Origin of the sequence: Rhodococcus wratislaviensis, from assembly GCF_041228765.1 — a bacterium.
In the GTDB taxonomy this organism is placed as follows: Bacteria; Actinomycetota; Actinomycetes; order Mycobacteriales; family Mycobacteriaceae; genus Rhodococcus_F; species Rhodococcus_F wratislaviensis.
Window position 1 is genome coordinate 5714496 of sequence record NZ_CP150488.1, and the last position, 17173, is coordinate 5731668.

The following is a 17173-nucleotide window of genomic DNA, read 5'->3' on the forward strand; positions in this document are numbered from 1 at the left end:
GTCTTTCGCTCAGCGGAGGAGGTACGGCATGTTCACGGTGACCGCGCCGGTCGGGCAGCGAGCCGCGCACGGACCGCAGTACCAGCATTCGTCGACGTGCATGAAGGCCTTGCCGTTCTCCGGGTTGATGGCCAGCGAATCGAGCGGGCAGATCTCGACGCACAGGGTGCAGCCCTCGATGCACAGCGACTCGTCGATGGTGACGGGTACGTCGGCTCGTTGATTGACCAAGGTCATGAGGTGAGCTCCCAGTTCGTGATGTCGGGTCGGCGGGCGAGGCTGCTGCGCAGGGTGATTCGGTCACCGCGCATGCGGATGTATTCGAGGTCGACGGGACGTCCGTCGACGAGCCGGGTGAGGCGTTCGAGCAACAGGAGCGCCGCTCCCTCGGGCGTCTGGAGGTTCGCGGCGGAATGGGCGTCGGCGTTCACGGATTCGATCGCCAGATCGGCGGAGCCGAGGGGCTGACCGCAGACCTCCTCGATCAGCGCGAACACGTCGTTGGTTTCGAGGTCGTGGCCGAGGATCTCGGCTCCGATGTCGGGGACGAGGTAGGTGAGGTCCAGGCTGAGCGGCAGGTCGCCGAGATAGCGCACCCGCTCGATGTAGACGGCGGGTTCGCCCGGCTCCAACTGCAGGCGGCGGGCGACGGCGGGCGGCGGGCTGATCTCCACGGCCGCGCGGACGTCGTTGCGGACCGCGCCGTGCCCCTTCAGCGTCTCCTTCAGCCCGAGCAGGGCGTCGAGACCGTGGTCGTACTTGCGCTGGGCCACGTGGGTTCCCACGCGCGGGGCCCGGTCGATGAGCCCCTCCTGCTTCAGCAGTGCCAGTCCGTCGCGTACCGCATTGCGCGACACGCCGAACTCGGCGGCCAACTCCGATTCCGACGGCAGTCCGCGTTCGGCGAAGGAGTCCGTGTGAATCTGCTGGCGGAGCAGGTCGGCGAATCTGCGCGCATGGTCCGCACGGGAACTGCGCGACGCCGTCTGGAGAGGAGTTGGATTCACCACCATGGTTCCTTCGTCGATAGTGCGTGTGAGCTGGACGAAGACACACGCTAACGGCAGTCGGCGGGGCCCGGAGTCGCCGCGAACAGCCGCTCGGGGCGCCCCCGTGATTCGGCCGGGTCCGCGCCGGGACCGGACCGCCTCACCAGCGCGAACACGGCACCGGCCCGGGAATACGCCAGGCCGGGCCGGGTACGGAAGTTTCAATCAGGGTGATTCGAAGTCGCGACGTCCGCCCGTCGAGCGATCAAGTCTAGGTTAGGCTTACCTTCTGTTTTCGTCCCGAAGGAGCCGTTGCCGTGTTCGTACCCACCGCACGACGTCAGATCGCCGTCGCACTCGCTGTGGCCAGTTCGTCCCTCTTCCTCGCCGCGTGCTCGTCCGGCGACAGCGGAGGCACCACGGAAGCGTCCGGTGAGGGGTTTCCGGTCACGATCGAGAACACGTTCGGATCGACGACCCTCGACGCGGCACCCGAACGGATCGTCACGCTCGGATGGAACGCCCAGGACGTCGTCTACGCACTCGGCGAGACACCGGTCGGCATGCCGAAGTACACGTACGGCGCCGAAGCGAACGGTGTGATGCCCTGGCTGCAGGACCGATTCGATCCGTCCGCGACCACGTTGCTCGACACGGCCACGTCCACCCCCATCGAGGCCGTCGCCTCGCTGGCGCCCGATGTCGTTCTCGCCCCGTACGAGGGATTCGACCAGGCGACGTACGAGAAGCTGTCGGGAATCGCCCCGACGGTGGCATACCCGGACAAGGCGTGGCAGACCACGTGGCAGGACCAGACCACGCTGGTCGGGCACGCGCTCGGCAAGAGCGCGGAGGCCGAGCAGCTGGTGGCCGGTCTCGACGACACCCTCACTCAGACCGCCGCCGCGCATCCCGAGTTCGCCGGCAAGACGATCTCGGTGATCAACTTCGACACCGACGCCGCGACGGTCAACGTCTACATGCCCTCCGATCCCCGGGTCCAGGTACTGACCCAGCTCGGGTTCACCGTGTCACCCGGCGTGCAGAAGCTGGCCGCGACCAATGATCCGGACAAGTTCTTCGCCGACATCTCCGTGGAGAACATCTCCGATGTGGACGCCGACGTCGTGGTCGCGTTCGTCCCGGAGAACACCACCGTTGCCGCGAACCCGGCCTACGCGAATCTCGGTGCCATCGGGCGTGGAACCGCGGTCGCGCTGTCGGACACGAAGATCATCTCGGGCCTCAGCCAGACCAGCGTTCTCGCGACTCCGTGGGTTCTGGACAAGCTGACACCGCAGCTGAGCGAGGCGGCGAAGAAAGCGGGTGCCTGAACTCCCGCCTGACAGGCGGTGTCGGGCGTAGCGTAATCCGGGACACAAGTTTCCGCTGTGCCCGCATCAGGAACGCTCGCCGAAAGCAGGTATGCGATGACGCAGATGTCCGAAAGACACACCGCGAAGGTCATCGGCGTCACCGTCGCCGCCGCGGTAGGTGGATTTCTCTTCGGTTTCGACAGCTCGGTCATCAACGGCGCCGTCGACTCCATCCAGGGCCATTTCGAGCTGGGGTCGTTCTTCACGGGCTTCGCTGTGGCGATCGCCCTGCTCGGATGTGCTGTGGGCGCGTGGTTTGCGGGTCGCCTCGCGGACCGCTGGGGCCGCAAGAAAGTGATGCTGCTCGGTTCGGTGCTGTTCGTCGTGTCCTCGCTCGGAGCGGGTCTCGCGTTCAGCGTCCCCGACCTGATGCTGTGGCGCGTCCTCGGCGGCCTCGGCATCGGTATCGCGTCGGTCATTGCGCCCACGTACATCTCGGAGATCGCACCCGCCCGCTACCGCGGCGCGTTGGCGTCGCTGCAGCAGCTGGCCATCACTCTCGGCATCTTCGCCGCGCTGCTCTCGGACGCGGTGCTGCAGAACGCCGCGGGCGGCGCCTCCAACGAGTTGTGGCTGAACCTCGAGGCCTGGCGCTGGATGTTCATCGTCGGTGTGGTCCCCGCGGTCGTGTACGGCATTCTCGCCCTGCTCATTCCCGAGTCTCCGCGGTACCTCGTGGGCAAGCACCTCGATCAGGAAGCGGCCGACATCCTCGCGAACATCACCGGCGAGGTCGACCCGCAGGAGCGCGTCTCCGAGATCCGGCTGACCCTCCGCCACGAATCGACGGCGTCGTTCGACGATATTCGCGGCCCGAAGTTCGGGCTGCAGCCAATCGTCTGGGTCGGCATCTTCATGGCCATCTTCCAGCAGTTCGTGGGTATCAACGCGATCTTCTACTACTCCACCACGCTCTGGAAGTCGGTGGGCTTCACCGAGAACGAGTCGTTCACCACGTCGGTGATCACCGCGATCATCAACGTGGGCATGACGTTCGTCGCCATCCTGTTCGTCGACCGGATCGGCAGGCGCATCCTGCTCATGGTCGGCTCGCTCGGCATGTTCGCGAGCCTGCTCATGGCCGCAATCGCCTTCTCCCAGGCGACGGGCAGCGGCGACGACGTCGTGCTCCCCAGCCCGTGGGGGGCGGTCGCCCTGATCGGCGCCAACCTGTTCGTGATCTTCTTCGCCTCCACCTGGGGCCCGGTCATGTGGGTGATGCTGGGCGAGATGTTCCCCAACAACATGCGCGCCTACGCACTGGGCATCAGCACGGCGGCGAACTGGATCGCGAACTTCACGGTCACGCTGGCGTTCCCGCCGCTCACCCGCTCGGTGGGGCTGTGGTTCCTGTACGGCCTGTTCGCGTTTTTCGCGTTGCTGTCCTTCTTCTTCGTCCGGTCGAAGGTCCGGGAGACGAAGGGGATGGAGCTCGAGGAGATGCACACCTGACCCACGCACATACGGATCCGGCCGAATCACAGTGTGATTCGGCCGGACTTCTGCGTGGGGGCTCGGTACTACTGGCCGCTGTTCTCCGCGCGCTGCGCGTCGAGGTCGGCGACGACGCCGTTCTGCTGCTCGGGGCGCAGGTTCCCGAGGCCGGCGAACCATCCGGTGATCTGCCGGGCGACGTCCTGTGAGGTGAGGCCCAGCTCGGCGTGGATCTGTGCACGCGAGGCGTGGTCGAGGAATTGTTGCGGAACGCCGAGATCACGACAGGGGACGTCGACCCCGGCCGACCGCAGCGCGGCGGACACGGTGGAACCGATACCGCCGTGCAGTCCGCTGTCCTCGACGGTGACCACCATCGTGTAGTCCTCGGCGAGCTTCACCAACGACTCCGGGACCGGAAGGACCCACCGCGGGTCGATGACGGTCGCCGAGATGCCCTGCTGTTCCAGGCGTTCCGCCGCGGCGAGCGCGAGGCCGGCGAACGCGCCGACCGACACGATGAGCACGTCGTTCCGACCGGCGGGGGCGCGAAGGATGTCGACGACGCCGTCGAGGCGGCTCACCGCGGGCACGTCCTCGCAGACCGTGCCCTTCGGGAACCGGAGCGCGGTCGGGCCGTCGTCGACGGCCAGTGCCTCGTCCAGTTCCTCCCGCAGGGTGGCGGTGTCGCGGGGAGCCGCGACCTTCATACCGGGGACGATGCCCAGCAGCGACATGTCCCACATGCCGTTGTGGCTGGCGCCGTCGTTGCCGGTGATACCCGCGCGGTCGAGAACGAGGGTGACGGGAAGCTTCAGCAACGCCACGTCCATCAGCAGCTGATCGAACGCGCGGTTGAGGAACGTCGAGTAGACCGCGACCACCGGGTGCAGACCGCCCAGCGCGAGGCCGGCCGCCGACGTGACGGCGTGCTGTTCGGCGATCCCGACGTCGAACATCCGGTCGGGGTACTTCTCGCCGAACGCGGCGAGACCGGTCGGGCCCGCCATCGCCGCGGTGATCGCCACGATGTCCTGCCGGTGACTCGCCTGATCGATCAGCTCGGCCGAGAACACCGACGTCCAGTCGGCGGACGCCGATCCGGCCGACTTACCGGTGAGCGGGTCGATCACGCCGGTCGAGTGCATCTGATCGGCTACGTGGTTCTCGGCGGGCGCGTAACCCATGCCCTTGCGGGTGACGGCGTGGACGATGACCGGGCCACCGAACGCCTTCGCGCGGCGTAGCGCGGATTCGAGCGCGGCCTCGTCGTGCCCGTCGACCGGTCCCAGGTATTTGATGCCCAGGTCCGTGAACATCACCTGCGGGGCGACGGCGTCCTTGAGGCCCGCCTTCATGCCGTGCAGGACCGAGTAGGCGGTGCGGCCGACCCACGGAAGCTTCTTCACCATCCGGCGACCGCTGTCGAGGATGCGCTCGTATCCCGGCTGGAGGCGGAGGGCGGCGAGGTGGTCGGCGAGACCACCGATGGTCGGCGCGTACGAGCGGCCGTTGTCGTTGACGACGATCACCACCGAGCGGTCCTTGCCCGCCGCGATGTTGTTCAGGGCCTCCCAGCACATACCGCCGGTCAGCGCACCGTCACCCACGACGGCGACGACGTGGCGGTCCTGACCGGTCAGTTCGAAGGCCTTCGCGAGGCCGTCCGCGTACGACAGCGAAGCCGACGCGTGCGAGGACTCGACCCAGTCGTGATCGCTCTCCGCCCGGCACGGGTACCCGGACAGGCCACCCTGCTTGCGGAGCGAGTCGAAATCGTCCTTGCGGCCCGTGAGGATCTTGTGGACGTACGCCTGGTGGCCCGTGTCGAAGATGATCGGGTCGGCGGGCGACTCGAAGATGCGGTGCAACGCGAGGGTCAGCTCGACGACGCCCAGGTTGGGGCCGAGATGCCCACCGGTCGCCGCGACCTTCTGCACCAGGAACTCACGAATCTCCGCGGCGAGCTGCTTCATCTCCGCCGAATTCAGCTGACGAAGATCGTCAGGCGTCTGGATACGGGCAAGAACACCCAACGAGATCGCTCCCTCCGTGATGCACGCCGCCTTGCGTGCCTCTGCCGTGGCTTCGTGTCACGTCACAGTGGAACCAGTCTACGGAGCCGCCGGAGTGCGGGACACGCGGTATGGGCCGGTGCGGCCCCATATCGCGGGCTCGTCCTCGGGCATCCCGGCCACGGCCGTGACCGGCTTCACACAATTGTGACGCCGGACAGGCCCCTCGGAACACCCGACAGCGTCGTCAACAGCCTCTAGGGTCGACTCATGAGCACCGTCGTGGACGCGCTGATCGGGAACGTCTTCGCCGCGACCCGGGAGAACCGCAGCGGCGAGCTCGCCGACTACATTCCCGAACTCGCCGCGGTCGCCCCCGACTCGTTCGGAATCTGCATCGCCACCGTGGACGGCTACGTCTACGAGGTCGGCGACACCCGCCTGCCGTTCACGATCCAATCCATCTCGAAACCGTTCACGTACGCCCTGGCGCTCGCCGACCGCGGGTCCGCCGCCGTCGCGGAGAAGATCGACGTCGAACCGTCCGGGGAACCGTTCAACGAGATCAGCCTCGACCCGCGGACGGAACGACCGCGCAATCCCATGATCAACGCCGGGGCGATCACCGCGGCGTCGCTGGTGGCCGGGCCGGACCTGGACACCCGGTTCGAACGGATCCGGGCCACGTACTCGCGGTACGCGGGACGGGACCTGACGTTCAATCGGTCGGTGTACGAGTCCGAGTCTCGGACCGGGCACCGCAACCGGGCCATCGGCCACATGCTGCGCTCGTTCGACATCATCACCGGCGACCCCGACGAGGCGGTCGACCTCTACTTCCGCCAGTGCTCCATCGACGTGACGTGCCGGGACCTGAGCGTGATGGCTGCGACGATGGCGAACAACGGCGTCAACCCCGTCACCCGGGAGACGGTGCTCGAACCGGCCCTCGTCGAGCGGGTCCTGAGCGTGATGTCGACGTGCGGCATGTACGACGCCGCAGGCAAGTGGGTGTACGAGGTGGGGTTGCCTGCCAAGAGCGGCGTCGGCGGCGGCATCATCGCGGTCCTGCCGGGACAGATCGGCATCGCCGTCTACTCGCCGCGCCTCGACGAGCACGGCAACAGCGTGCGCGGGGTGGAGGCGTGCCGGGCCTTGTCGGCCGAGTTGGAGTTGCATTTCCTTCATGTCACCCGTGCCGCCCGTTCCGCGATCCGTGCCAGTTACTCCGTCGTCGACAGTCCGTCGCGGATGCGGCGCACTCCCGCCGAGCGGGCCGCTCTCGACGACGTCGGCAAGCGCAGCCGGATCTACGAGCTGCACGGGGACCTGCTCTTCGCCGGTGCAGAGTCCGCGGTCCGCGAGATCGGCGGGGTCGAGACCGAACTCGAGGTCGTGGTGGTCGACGTCCGGCGGGTGGACGACGTCGGCGGCATCGCGGGCCGCATGCTCGACAGTCTGCGCGACGAACTCACCCGTCGCGGCTGCGCTGTCGCTCTCGTCGATCCGGCGGGCATGCTTGGCTACACGCATTCGGATCTCAGCGGTACGAGTGGCCGCGTGTTCGCCGACCTCGAAGCCGCACTGCAGTGGTCCGAGGACACCCTCCTCGATCGACACTGCGCCACCCTTCGCCAGCCGGCAGCGATCGACGTCACGCAACATCCGGTGCTGGCCGGGCTTCGACCGGATCAGTTGCGGCGACTCACCCGCGACTTCGATATCCGCACGTTCGCTCGCGACGAGCAGATCATCCACCGGGGCGACAAGGCCTGCGGGCTGTTCCTGATCCTGTCGGGCCGCGTCAGCATGAGAGTCGCCGATTCCGGGGGCGCCGTGTACCGGATGATGACCCTGTCGACGGGCATGACCTTCGGCGAGATGACGATGCTGCTCGACTTGCGCTTTCTCAATGACGTGTGCGCCGACTCCGAGGTCACCGTCGCCGTACTCCCCGCGGACCGGTACGCCGACATGGCCGCCACCGAGCCCGGACTCAAACTCGCTCTCCTCGAACGACTGGCCGCCGGTGCCTACGAGCAACTCGACGTGATGCTGCGGTCGCTGCTGCGGCCCTGATCGAGGAATTCACGGGAAATCCGATTGCCCGAATCGGAAAAATCGGACAGGCTTGGGGCTCGGAATCGACGACGCTCGAATCGAAAGCAGGGTGCAATGCTCACAGCGGACAAGCTGGCCATCGAGACGACGGGACTCGTCAAGACATTCGGATCCACCCACGCGGTCGACGGTCTGGATCTGGCCGTCCCCCTCGGGGGCGTGTACGGCGTACTCGGACCGAACGGCGCGGGCAAGACCACCGCGATCCGGATGCTGGCCACGCTCCTGCCCCTCGACGGTGGAACGGCCACCGTGCTGGGGCACGACGTCGCGAGCGAGCCCGACGCCGTGCGCAGCAAGGTCTCTCTCACCGGACAGTTCGCCTCGCTCGACGAGGATCTGACGGGCAGCGAGAATCTGCTGCTGCTCGGCCGGCTGTACGGGTACACCCGCGCGGCGGCGCGTACCCGGTCCGAACAGTTGCTGACCGCCTTCGGGCTCGACGAAGCAGGCAACCGGCAGGTGAAGAACTATTCCGGCGGCATGCGCCGGAGGCTCGACATCGCGGCCAGCATCATCGTCACTCCGGAGATGATCTTCCTCGACGAGCCCACCACCGGTCTCGACCCCCGCAGCCGCAACCAGGTGTGGGAGATCGTCCGCGCACTGGTCGCCGGCGGAACGACGGTGCTGCTGACCACGCAGTACCTCGACGAGGCCGATCAACTCGCCGACCGGGTGGCCGTCATCGACCACGGCAAGGTGATCGCCGAGGGCACCACCGGCGAACTGAAGGCCTCCGTCGGATCGGGTGCACTGCACGTGCGGGTCACCGACATCGCGACCCGTCCGGCGGCGGCGGCGCTGTTGCGGGACGTGCTCGAGGTGCCGATCACCGAAGAAGCCGATCCGGCCGCACTCACCGCCCGTATCGACGACCCGGCCCGGGTCTCGCGGGCGCTGCCCGCACTCGACGACGCCGGAATCGCCGTCAGCACATTCGCATTGGGGCAACCGAGCCTCGACGAAGTCTTCCTCTCCCTCACCGGCCGACCCACCGAGGAGCATGCCTCATGACCTCCACCACCGACCGGACCGCCGACACCGCCACCGCTGTCGCCGACGTCCTGAAGATGCCCGGCCCGAGGCCCGCGCGACCCACCGCGTGGTCCACGTCCCTCTCGTTCGGCTGGCGGGCTCTGCTCAAGATCAAGCACGTCCCCGAGCAACTGTTCGACGTGACGATGTTCCCGATCATGTTCACGTTGATGTTCACGTACCTCTTCGGGGGTGCGCTGGCCGGTTCGACCAGCGCCTACGTCCAGTTCCTGTTGCCGGGCATCCTCGTGCAGACGGTCGTCATGATCACCATGTACACCGGGCTGACGCTCAACAAGGACATCGAGAAGGGGGTGTTCGACCGGTTCCGGTCGCTCCCGATCTGGCGTCCCTCCCCACTGGTGGGCGCGCTGCTCGGTGACGTCGTCCGCTACACGATCGCCTCGATCATCGTCCTGATCCTGGGGCTCGTGCTGGGGTTCCGCCCGGACGGCGGGCTCGTCGGTGTGGTGGCGTCGATCGGCCTGCTGCTGCTGTTCTCGTTCAGCCTGTCCTGGATCTGGACGATGTTCGCGATGCTCATGCGGACCGAGCAGGCCGTCATGGGCGTCTCGATGTTCATCCTGTTCCCGCTGACATTCGCCAGCAACATTTTCGTCGATCCCGCGACCATGCCGGGCTGGCTGCAGGCGTTCGTCAGCGTCAACCCGATCAGCAAGCTGGTGACATCCATTCGCGGGCTCATGGCCGGGACGGTGGAGATGGCGGATCTCGCCATCGTGTTCGGGTGGTGCGCCGGGTTCGTGGTGATCTTCGGACCGCTCACGATGCGCCTGTACAACCGTAAGTCGTAACGGTGGCGACGACCGATCACGCCGAGAGATCGGTGACGGTACGGGGATCCGGAATCGTCTCGGCGGTTCCGGATCTCGTCCGCGCCACCGTCACCGTGACCGCGACACGTGCCGCGGTGGCCGAGGCGTTCGAGGCCGTCGCCCGGTCCACCACTGCCGTCACGGACACCCTGCGCGGGTACGGCGTCTCGGGGCCCGACCTCGCGACCACCGGGCTCTCCGTGCATTCCGAGACCACCTGGACCGAGGGCCGGGGCAGCGAGGTGACCGGCTACACCGCCGCGACGACCCTGCAGATCACCGTCCGCGAGGCCGGAGCGCCCGCATCGTCACCGGCGCAGGTGGTGGCGGCCTGTGTCGGCGCGGGCGGCGACGCCATCCGTCTCGGCGGACTCGAATTCGACTTCTCCGATCCTGCCGCGCTGACGGCGACCGCCCGGGACCGGGCCTGGGCCGATGCTCTCGCCAAGGCGGAGCAGTACGCCTCGCTGTCGCGTCGTGTGCTGGGCGAGGTGCTCGACATCTCGGAAGTCGGCATCGGTGACGTGTCCCCGCGGCCGGTCGCGAAGGCGTTCGCGGCGGCCGACTCCCCGATCGCCGTCGAACGCGGCGAGAAGCCGACCCGGGTCGACGTTCGGGTGCGGTGGCGTCTCGCCTAGACCCGCGGGCCCCGCTGCTGGACCGACGCGGAGAACGTGTCGTTGAGCTGAGTCAGCGACGTCACCGCCGCCAGCGCCTGTTCTTGCGACCAGCCTTCGAGCATGCCGCGCAGCCGTTCGGCCCGGCGCTCGGTCGTCTCGCGCAGAATGTCCATCCCGTTCGGCGACACCCGAATGCGGGAGGCACGCTTGTCGTGGGGGTCGGCGGCGCGCGACACATATCCCGCGTCGACCAGTTCGGAAATCTGCCTGCTCAGCGAGGACTGGCTGACGCACAGGTCGGCGGCCAGTTCGTTCTGGCGGCACTCCCCCCGTGCGGCGAGCACGAAGAGCACGCTCGTCAACGCGGGCGGGATCGGGGTCTCGCCGCTCGCGGAGACGACCGCCCGCAGTGATCGCCCGAGTGCGAACACCGCATCGACGAGCGCTTGCGCAGTATCTGCCTGTACCGACATCCAGTCCCCGTCCCACACACCCACTACTTGCGGGCCGACTATAGCGTTTTGTTGCGTTCGGTAAACATCGATGCGCCGGTGTCAGCGCGCCAGCAACGCAATGCACTCCACGTGGTGGGTGAGAGGGAACGCATCGAACGCGCGCAGCTCGTCGACATGATATCCCTGCGCGAGGTACAGACCGATGTCACGGGCGAACGACGCCGGGTCGCACCCCACGTGCACGACCCGCTCGGCGCCCGCGGCGGCGACCGCCTCGATCACCTCACGTCCCGCACCCGCACGCGGCGGATCGAGCACTACGACCCGTGGCGGGGAGGCGAGTCCGGAGATCGCGCGCTCGACCCGATCCGCGTGGAAGCGTACCTGCGGGAGGTCGGAGAGCGCGGCCTTCCCGTCCGAGACGGCCTGGCGCGAGGACTCGACGGAATCCACGTGACCGGCCGGCCCGGCACCGTGGGCGAGGGCGGCGGCGAACACACCCACTCCCCCGTACAGGTCCCATGCGGTCTCGCCCCCGGACATCCCGGCCCATTCGGAGACCACGGCCGAATACGTCTCCGCGGCCCCGCGATGCGCCTGCCAGAACCCGGTGGCGGCCAGCGCCCATTCGCGGTCGCGCACCCGCTCCACCGGGCGACCCGATCCGACGACCACCCGCTCGGCGCGTGGCGCACCGCTGGCAGCGCGGCGGGCCATGGCACCGCGGCGCCCGGGACTCGTGCGGCCGGTCCGCGACACCTTCGGCGGAGCGATCTCGACCACGTGCCGCTCCCCCGCGCCGTCGAGAACGATCTGCACCTCGCTGCCGGGCTTCCAATCATGCTCGCCCACACCGTCGTAGGCGGACGACACGATCTGCGGGCACGCGAGGTCCGTGACGATCCCGGAACTGCGGTGGCGGTGATAGCCGGGGCGGCCGTCCGGGTCGACGGCCAGCCGTACCCGCGTGCGCCAGCCGGTGCCGTCGCCGGTGCCGGGCAGTTCCTCGACGTCCACTTCCCACTGCAATCGCGCGAGCCGAGCCAACTGCTCGGACACGACCTGCGCCTTCATGTCCCGCTGCACGTGCAGGCTCGCGTGCGAGAAGTCGCAACATCCCGCACCACCCGGACCCGACACCGGGCACACCGGGGTGACCCGCTCCGGGGACGCGTCGAGGATCTCGACCGCGTCGGCCCGGCAGTAGGACCCGCCGCGGTCCTCGGTGACGAGGGCGATCACCCGCTCGCCGGGTAGTCCGTGCCGGACGAAGACCACGCGGCCCTCGTGCCGGGCGACGACGAAACCGCCGTGCCCGGGATTTCCCAGCCGCAGTTCGAGGCGGCGGTCCGACCAGTTCTCACTCAACGCTTCTCACCCGTCACTTGTCGTCGGGTTCGTAGCCGCGGCGTGAGGCCCCGGCCGTGTATTCGATGTTCAGTGTCTTCGCCTTCTCGGACGAGTTCAATTGCCACGGAACGCTGGTGACCATCACACCCGGCTGGAACAGCAGGCGGCTCTTGAGCCGCAGCGCACTCTGGTTGTGCAGGATCTGCTCCCACCAGTGCCCCACCACGTACTCGGGGATGAACACGGTGACGACGTCCCGCGGTGAGTCCTTCCGGACGCGCCGCACATAGTCGAGCACGGGTTTGGTGATCTCGCGGTACGGCGACTCGATCACCTTGAGTGGCACCGCGATGTCACTCTTCTCCCACTGGCGCACGAGTGCCCGGGTGTCGGGTTCGTCGACGTTGACCGTGATCGCCTCGAGGGTGTCCGGCCGTGTGGCCCGGGCATAGGCGAGCGCGCGCATGGTCGGCATGTGCAGCTTGGAGACGAGGACGATGGAGTGAGTCCGGCTGGGCAGCACCCCGTCCCATTCCTGTTCCTCGAGCTCCCGGGCGACGCTGTCGTAGTGCTTCCGGATCATCTTCATCACGACGAAGATCGCGACCATGGCCACGATCGCGATCCAGGCGCCTGCCGCGAACTTCGTGATGAGCACGATGATCAGGACGGCACCGGTCATGGCGAGGCCGATGGAGTTGATCACCCGGGAGCGGTGCATCCGCCGGCGCTGAGCCGGGTCGTTCTCGGTCTTCAGGTGCCGGGTCCAGTGCCGGATCATGCCCGTCTGGCTCAGCACGAACGAGACGAACACGCCGACGATGTACAGCTGGATCAGCTTGGTCACCTCGGCGCCGAACAGGACGACGAACGCGATCGCGGCCCCGGACAGGAACAGGATGCCGTTGCTGAACGCCAGGCGGTCGCCGCGGGTGTGCAGCTGACGGGGCAGGTAGCGGTCCTGCGCGAGGATCGAGCCGAGCACGGGGAATCCGTTGAAGGCCGTGTTGGCGGCCAGCACGAGGATCAGGGCCGTCACGATGGCGATGAAGTAGAAGCCGATGGGGAACCCGCCGAACACCGTCTCCGCGATCTGCGCGATCAGCGTCTTCTGGTGATACCCGGCGGGGGCACCGATCAGCTGTTCGGCCGGGCTGTGCGCGTACACGATACCGATCTTCTGGGCCAGGATGATGATGCCCATCAGCAGCACGATGGCAATCGATCCCAGCAGCAGCAGCGTGGTGGCCGCGTTGCGGGACTTGGGCTTCTGGAACGCGGGAACACCGTTGCTGATCGCCTCGACACCGGTCAGTGCCGCACAGCCGGAGGAGAAGGCCCGCGCGATCAGGAACGCGAACGCGATCCCGTACAGGTGGGAGTCTTCTGCCTCCAGCTCGAATCCGGACGATTCGGCGCGCAGGTCGTCGCCCAGCACGAAGATCTGGAAGAACCCCCATAGCAGCATGAGCGCCATGCCGGCGATGAACGCGTACGTCGGGATCGCGAAGGCGGCACCGGATTCACGGATGCCCCGCAGGTTGATGGCGGTCAGCAGCACGATGGCCGCGACCGCGAACAGCACCTTGTGCTGGGCCACGAACGGCACCGCCGAACCGATGTTGGACGCGGCCGACGAGATGGAGACCGCCACCGTGAGGACGTAGTCCACCAGGAGGGCGCTACCCACGGTCAGACCCGCGTTGGGACCGAGATTGACGGTCGCGACCTCGTAGTCGCCGCCGCCCGACGGGTAGGCGTGCACGTTCTGCCGGTAACTGGCGACCACCACCGCCATCACCGCGGCGACGGCGAGTCCGATCCAGGGGGTGTAGGCGTAGGCGGAGATGCCCGCCACCGACAGCACGAGGAAGATTTCCTCGGGGGCGTAGGCCACCGACGACATCGCGTCGGAGGCGAAGACCGGGAGGGCGATCCTCTTGGGAAGCAGCGTGTGCCCGAGCTTGTCGCTCCGGAAGGGTCTGCCTAGCAGTAGCCGCTTTGTGGCGGTCGAGAGCTTTGACACTGCCAAAGCGTAAGCCGTCCGCAGAAAACCTGGACCCTCACCCACCAATGTGTCCGGATTGCGATCTCTGTCTCGGTTGCTCTTCCGCCTGGGCACTGTACGGTTCGATTCGGTACGCACGTACTCGAGACGTGACGCCAGAGCCCATGAACGGAGTACAAGGTGTATGTGGTCATCATGGGATGCGGCCGGGTCGGCTCATCCCTCGCTGGCTCGCTGACCCGGATCGGCCACGAGGTCGCGGTCATCGACCGCGACCCTGCCGCATTCCTGCGTCTCGAACCCGACTTCCCCGGCCATACCGTCGTCGGGATGGGGTTCGACCGTGATGTGCTGGTCAAGTCCGGTATCGAGCGCGCAGAGGCATTCGCTGCGGTGTCGTCCGGAGACAACTCCAACATCATTTCCGCGCGTGTCGCCCGGGAGACGTTCGGCGTGGAACGCGTCGTCGCCCGGATCTACGACGCCAAGCGTGCCGCCGTGTACGAGCGGCTCGGGATCCCCACCGTCGCGACCGTCCCGTGGTCGACGGACCGCTTCCTGCACACCCTCACCCGCGACAGCCAGACCGCCAAGTGGCGCGATCCGTCCGGAACCGTCGCGGTCACCGAGTTGTCCCTGCACGAGGATTGGATCGGCAGGCCGGTCGCCGAACTCGAGGCCGCGACGAATTCGCGTGTCGCGTTCATCATCCGCTTCGGCACCGGCGTCCTTCCCGACCGCAAGACCGTCTTCCAGGCCGACGACCAGGTATACATCGCGGCTGTGTCGGGAACGGTGGCCGAGGCCGTCGCGCTCGCGGGCAATCCCCCGCCTTCGGACAACTGAGACGGCAGTGAGAATGTTCACGATCGACCACCCGAACGGAAGCAATCGATGAGAGTCGCAATCGCAGGAGCCGGCGCAGTCGGACGCTCGATCGCGCGCGAACTGGTCCGCAGCGAACACGACGTCATGCTGATCGAGCGCAAGCTCGAGCACGTCGAGCAGGAGTCGGTGCCCGAGGCGACCTGGGTCCACGCCGACGCGTGCGAGCTGAGCAGCCTCGAAGCCGCATCCCTCGAAACCTACGAGGTGGTGATCGCGGCCACCGGTGACGACAAGGCCAACCTGGTCCTCAGCCTCCTCGCGAAAACCGAGTTCGGGGTCAGCCGTGTGGTCGCCCGCGTCAACGACCCCCGCAATGAGTGGTTGTTCGACGAATCCTGGGGAGTCGACGTCGCCGTCTCCACCCCCCGGATGCTCGCCTCGCTGGTGGAGGAGGCGGTGTCGGTCGGCGACCTCGTGCGGCTGATGACGCTGCGCCAGGGGCAGGCCAACCTCGTCGAGGTCACGCTGCCCGACAACACCCCGCTCGCCGGGAAACCCGTCCGCAAACTGCAATTGCCCCGCGATGCCGCACTGGTCACCATCCTCCGCGGCGGACGGGTCATCGTGCCGCAGCAGGACGATCCGCTCGAGGGCGGCGACGAACTGCTGTTCGTCGCGTCGGTGGACGTCGAGGACGACCTGCGCACGGCCGTCGGGCTCTCCTGACCCGGCAGGGACCGATCGACACCCGGGATCCGTCGAGTACCGCCGCAACACCCGAGAGCACCGTCGTCACCTGCGGGTGCACCCGGTGTGCCTTTACGTCATGACATTCGCGTCGAAGCATCCCGAGTACCAGGACCTCGTGGCCTGATCGGTTCGGCGACTTCGTCTCCGCCACAACCGGTCTGCGCCCCCGCGGTCCCCGCCGAGGGCCGCGCTCAGGTGCGGCCGGGCTCGTCGCGGGGGCCGCCCGCTTCCGTGTCGTCCGTCGGCTCGACGGCGTCGTCCGAGGGTCCCGGTTCGACGATCCGGTCTGCCCGGCGCACAGCCCAGATCGTCACCAGGAGAGCCAATCCCGCCAGCGGCCAGCCCATCGCGATGCGCGCGAACGCGAGCCAGCCGGTCTGGTCCGAATCATAGAGTTGCGACTGCACCAGGTACCGGGCCGCGAACACCAGCGCCCAGGCGGCAGTGGCCACGTCGTAGGCACGTACCGCGCCGCGATGGCGCCGCCAGAGGTTGCCGTGGCCGTTGAGGAATCCCCAGATCAGGCCGACGAGCGGCCAGCGCACCAGAATCGAGATCAGGAACACCGCCCCGTACGCGAGGCTCGTGTAGATCCCGAACAGGAAGTACCCTTTGGCATCGCCCGTGCGGTAGGCGATGAACGCGGAGATGCCGACACCGAAGAACCCGGACACCGCGGGCTGGATGGGGCTGTGGCGGACGAGGCGCCAGACGAGAATGGCAACGGCGACACCGAGGGCCGCCCAGATCGCCGGACCCAGGCCCCACACACCGTTGACCGGAACGAAGACCAGGATGGGCAGGGTCGAATAGATCAGCCCGCTGATCCCACCGAGCTGTTCGAGTATGGATTGCTGCTTCGTTTCGGTCACTCAACGAGAGTGCCACACGAGACGGCCGCTACGATTCGCCGCGCAGCTCGTAATACGGGTTGAAGATCACCTTCTGGCCGTCGCGTTCGCCGACACGGCCACGAACGAGCAGGGTCTTCCCCGGCTCGATGCCCGGAATTCTCCGTCGGCCGATCCACACCAACTTGATCTGTTCCGTGCCGTCGAAGAATTCGGCTTCGATGCTGGCGTTCCCGGACTTCGGACAGGCTTCGACACTACGGAGCCGTCCCAGCATGGTGACCTCTTCGCCGCGGCTGCAGTCGCAGGCACGTTGTGCGCCGGACGCCTGAGACGTCTCGGCCATTTCCTCGGCGTCCAGCTGCTCGAGGTCCTCGGTGAGCCTGCGAGTCAGCCGACGAAAATATCCTGCCGTGGCGGGTGCCATTGCGCGCTCCTGGAGCATGTGCGACGCGAGATCTTCGCGCCGCTCGTAGGGCTGTGTATTCGCCACTGTAGACCC

The 17173-nt window shown here is 67.5% G+C and carries 16 protein-coding genes; 8 read left to right on the forward strand and 8 right to left on the reverse strand.

Translation table 11 applies throughout. From position 1 onward, the window contains the following. Positions 1-9: 9 nt before the first annotated feature. Complete coding sequence (locus WKC72_RS26385) at positions 10-237, reverse strand: ferredoxin family protein (RefSeq protein WP_005240903.1); 228 nt, start codon at positions 235-237, stop codon at positions 10-12. After that, positions 234-1013 carry a GntR family transcriptional regulator gene (locus WKC72_RS26390; RefSeq protein WP_037232352.1) on the reverse strand — a complete coding sequence of 260 codons (780 nt, stop codon included), beginning with the start codon at positions 1011-1013 and terminating at the stop codon, positions 234-236. The genes WKC72_RS26385 and WKC72_RS26390 overlap by 4 nt, the downstream gene beginning before the upstream one ends. A gap of 293 nt (positions 1014-1306) precedes the next feature. Between WKC72_RS26390 and WKC72_RS26395 the strand changes: the two genes are divergently transcribed. Both WKC72_RS26395 and WKC72_RS26400 read left to right on the forward strand, forming a co-directional pair. Continuing rightward, a complete protein-coding gene (locus WKC72_RS26395; RefSeq protein WP_037232356.1) occupies positions 1307-2323 on the forward strand; it encodes an iron-siderophore ABC transporter substrate-binding protein in 1017 nt (338 codons plus the stop codon). A gap of 96 nt (positions 2324-2419) precedes the next feature. Further along, positions 2420-3817, forward strand: a complete 1398-nt coding sequence (locus tag WKC72_RS26400; protein ID WP_037232360.1) for a sugar porter family MFS transporter — start codon at positions 2420-2422, stop codon at positions 3815-3817. A 68-nt stretch (positions 3818-3885) separates the two neighbouring features. Here the strand turns inward: WKC72_RS26400 and dxs are convergent, their stop codons facing one another. Beyond that, positions 3886-5835, reverse strand: coding sequence for a 1-deoxy-D-xylulose-5-phosphate synthase (gene dxs, locus WKC72_RS26405; RefSeq protein ID WP_037232363.1), 1950 nt, complete (start codon positions 5833-5835; stop codon positions 3886-3888). A gap of 249 nt (positions 5836-6084) precedes the next feature. Here dxs and glsA point away from each other — a divergent pair, with 249 nt between their 5' ends. The 4 genes from glsA to WKC72_RS26425 all read left to right on the forward strand — a co-directional run bounded on the left by glsA (position 6085) and on the right by WKC72_RS26425 (position 10447). Next, positions 6085-7893: a glutaminase A gene (gene glsA, locus WKC72_RS26410; RefSeq protein WP_370180285.1), complete on the forward strand. Its 1809-nt coding sequence runs from the start codon at positions 6085-6087 to the stop codon at positions 7891-7893. Positions 7894-7989: 96 nt separating this feature from the next. After that, complete coding sequence (locus WKC72_RS26415; protein ID WP_037232368.1) at positions 7990-8952, forward strand: daunorubicin resistance protein DrrA family ABC transporter ATP-binding protein; 963 nt, start codon at positions 7990-7992, stop codon at positions 8950-8952. After that, the gene (locus WKC72_RS26420) at positions 8949-9788 is read left to right on the forward strand and encodes an ABC transporter permease (protein ID WP_370180287.1); all 840 of its coding nucleotides are present in this window, start codon (positions 8949-8951) and stop codon (positions 9786-9788) included. The genes WKC72_RS26415 and WKC72_RS26420 overlap by 4 nt, the downstream gene beginning before the upstream one ends. A gap of 2 nt (positions 9789-9790) precedes the next feature. Continuing rightward, on the forward strand, positions 9791-10447 hold the full coding sequence (locus WKC72_RS26425) for an SIMPL domain-containing protein (RefSeq protein WP_370180289.1): 657 nt from the start codon (positions 9791-9793) through the stop codon (positions 10445-10447). On the opposite strand, the gene WKC72_RS26430 is transcribed toward WKC72_RS26425, so the two are convergent. The 3 genes from WKC72_RS26430 to WKC72_RS26440 form a co-directional block, all read right to left on the reverse strand. Then, positions 10444-10902 (reverse strand): MarR family winged helix-turn-helix transcriptional regulator, encoded by a 459-nt coding sequence (locus WKC72_RS26430; protein WP_037232643.1) that lies wholly within the window; start codon positions 10900-10902, stop codon positions 10444-10446. The genes WKC72_RS26425 and WKC72_RS26430 overlap by 4 nt on opposite strands. 81 nt (positions 10903-10983) lie before the next feature. Then, a complete protein-coding gene (locus WKC72_RS26435; RefSeq protein ID WP_370180292.1) occupies positions 10984-12252 on the reverse strand; it encodes a class I SAM-dependent RNA methyltransferase in 1269 nt (422 codons plus the stop codon). A gap of 13 nt (positions 12253-12265) precedes the next feature. Continuing rightward, the gene (locus WKC72_RS26440) at positions 12266-14260 is read right to left on the reverse strand and encodes an APC family permease (RefSeq protein ID WP_037232378.1); all 1995 of its coding nucleotides are present in this window, start codon (positions 14258-14260) and stop codon (positions 12266-12268) included. A 162-nt stretch (positions 14261-14422) separates the two neighbouring features. Here WKC72_RS26440 and WKC72_RS26445 point away from each other — a divergent pair, with 162 nt between their 5' ends. Together WKC72_RS26445 and WKC72_RS26450 are read left to right on the forward strand one after the other, a co-directional pair. Continuing rightward, positions 14423-15088, forward strand: coding sequence for a TrkA family potassium uptake protein (locus tag WKC72_RS26445; protein WP_037232387.1), 666 nt, complete (start codon positions 14423-14425; stop codon positions 15086-15088). A gap of 48 nt (positions 15089-15136) precedes the next feature. Beyond that, complete coding sequence (locus WKC72_RS26450) at positions 15137-15796, forward strand: TrkA family potassium uptake protein (RefSeq protein WP_037232390.1); 660 nt, start codon at positions 15137-15139, stop codon at positions 15794-15796. Positions 15797-16011: 215 nt separating this feature from the next. Here the strand turns inward: WKC72_RS26450 and WKC72_RS26455 are convergent, their stop codons facing one another. After that, positions 16012-16692 carry a DUF3159 domain-containing protein gene (locus WKC72_RS26455; RefSeq protein WP_112299166.1) on the reverse strand — a complete coding sequence of 227 codons (681 nt, stop codon included), beginning with the start codon at positions 16690-16692 and terminating at the stop codon, positions 16012-16014. 28 nt (positions 16693-16720) lie between these two features. Then, positions 16721-17098 (reverse strand): OB-fold nucleic acid binding domain-containing protein, encoded by a 378-nt coding sequence (locus WKC72_RS26460; protein WP_005240856.1) that lies wholly within the window; start codon positions 17096-17098, stop codon positions 16721-16723. Positions 17099-17173 lie beyond the last annotated feature (75 nt).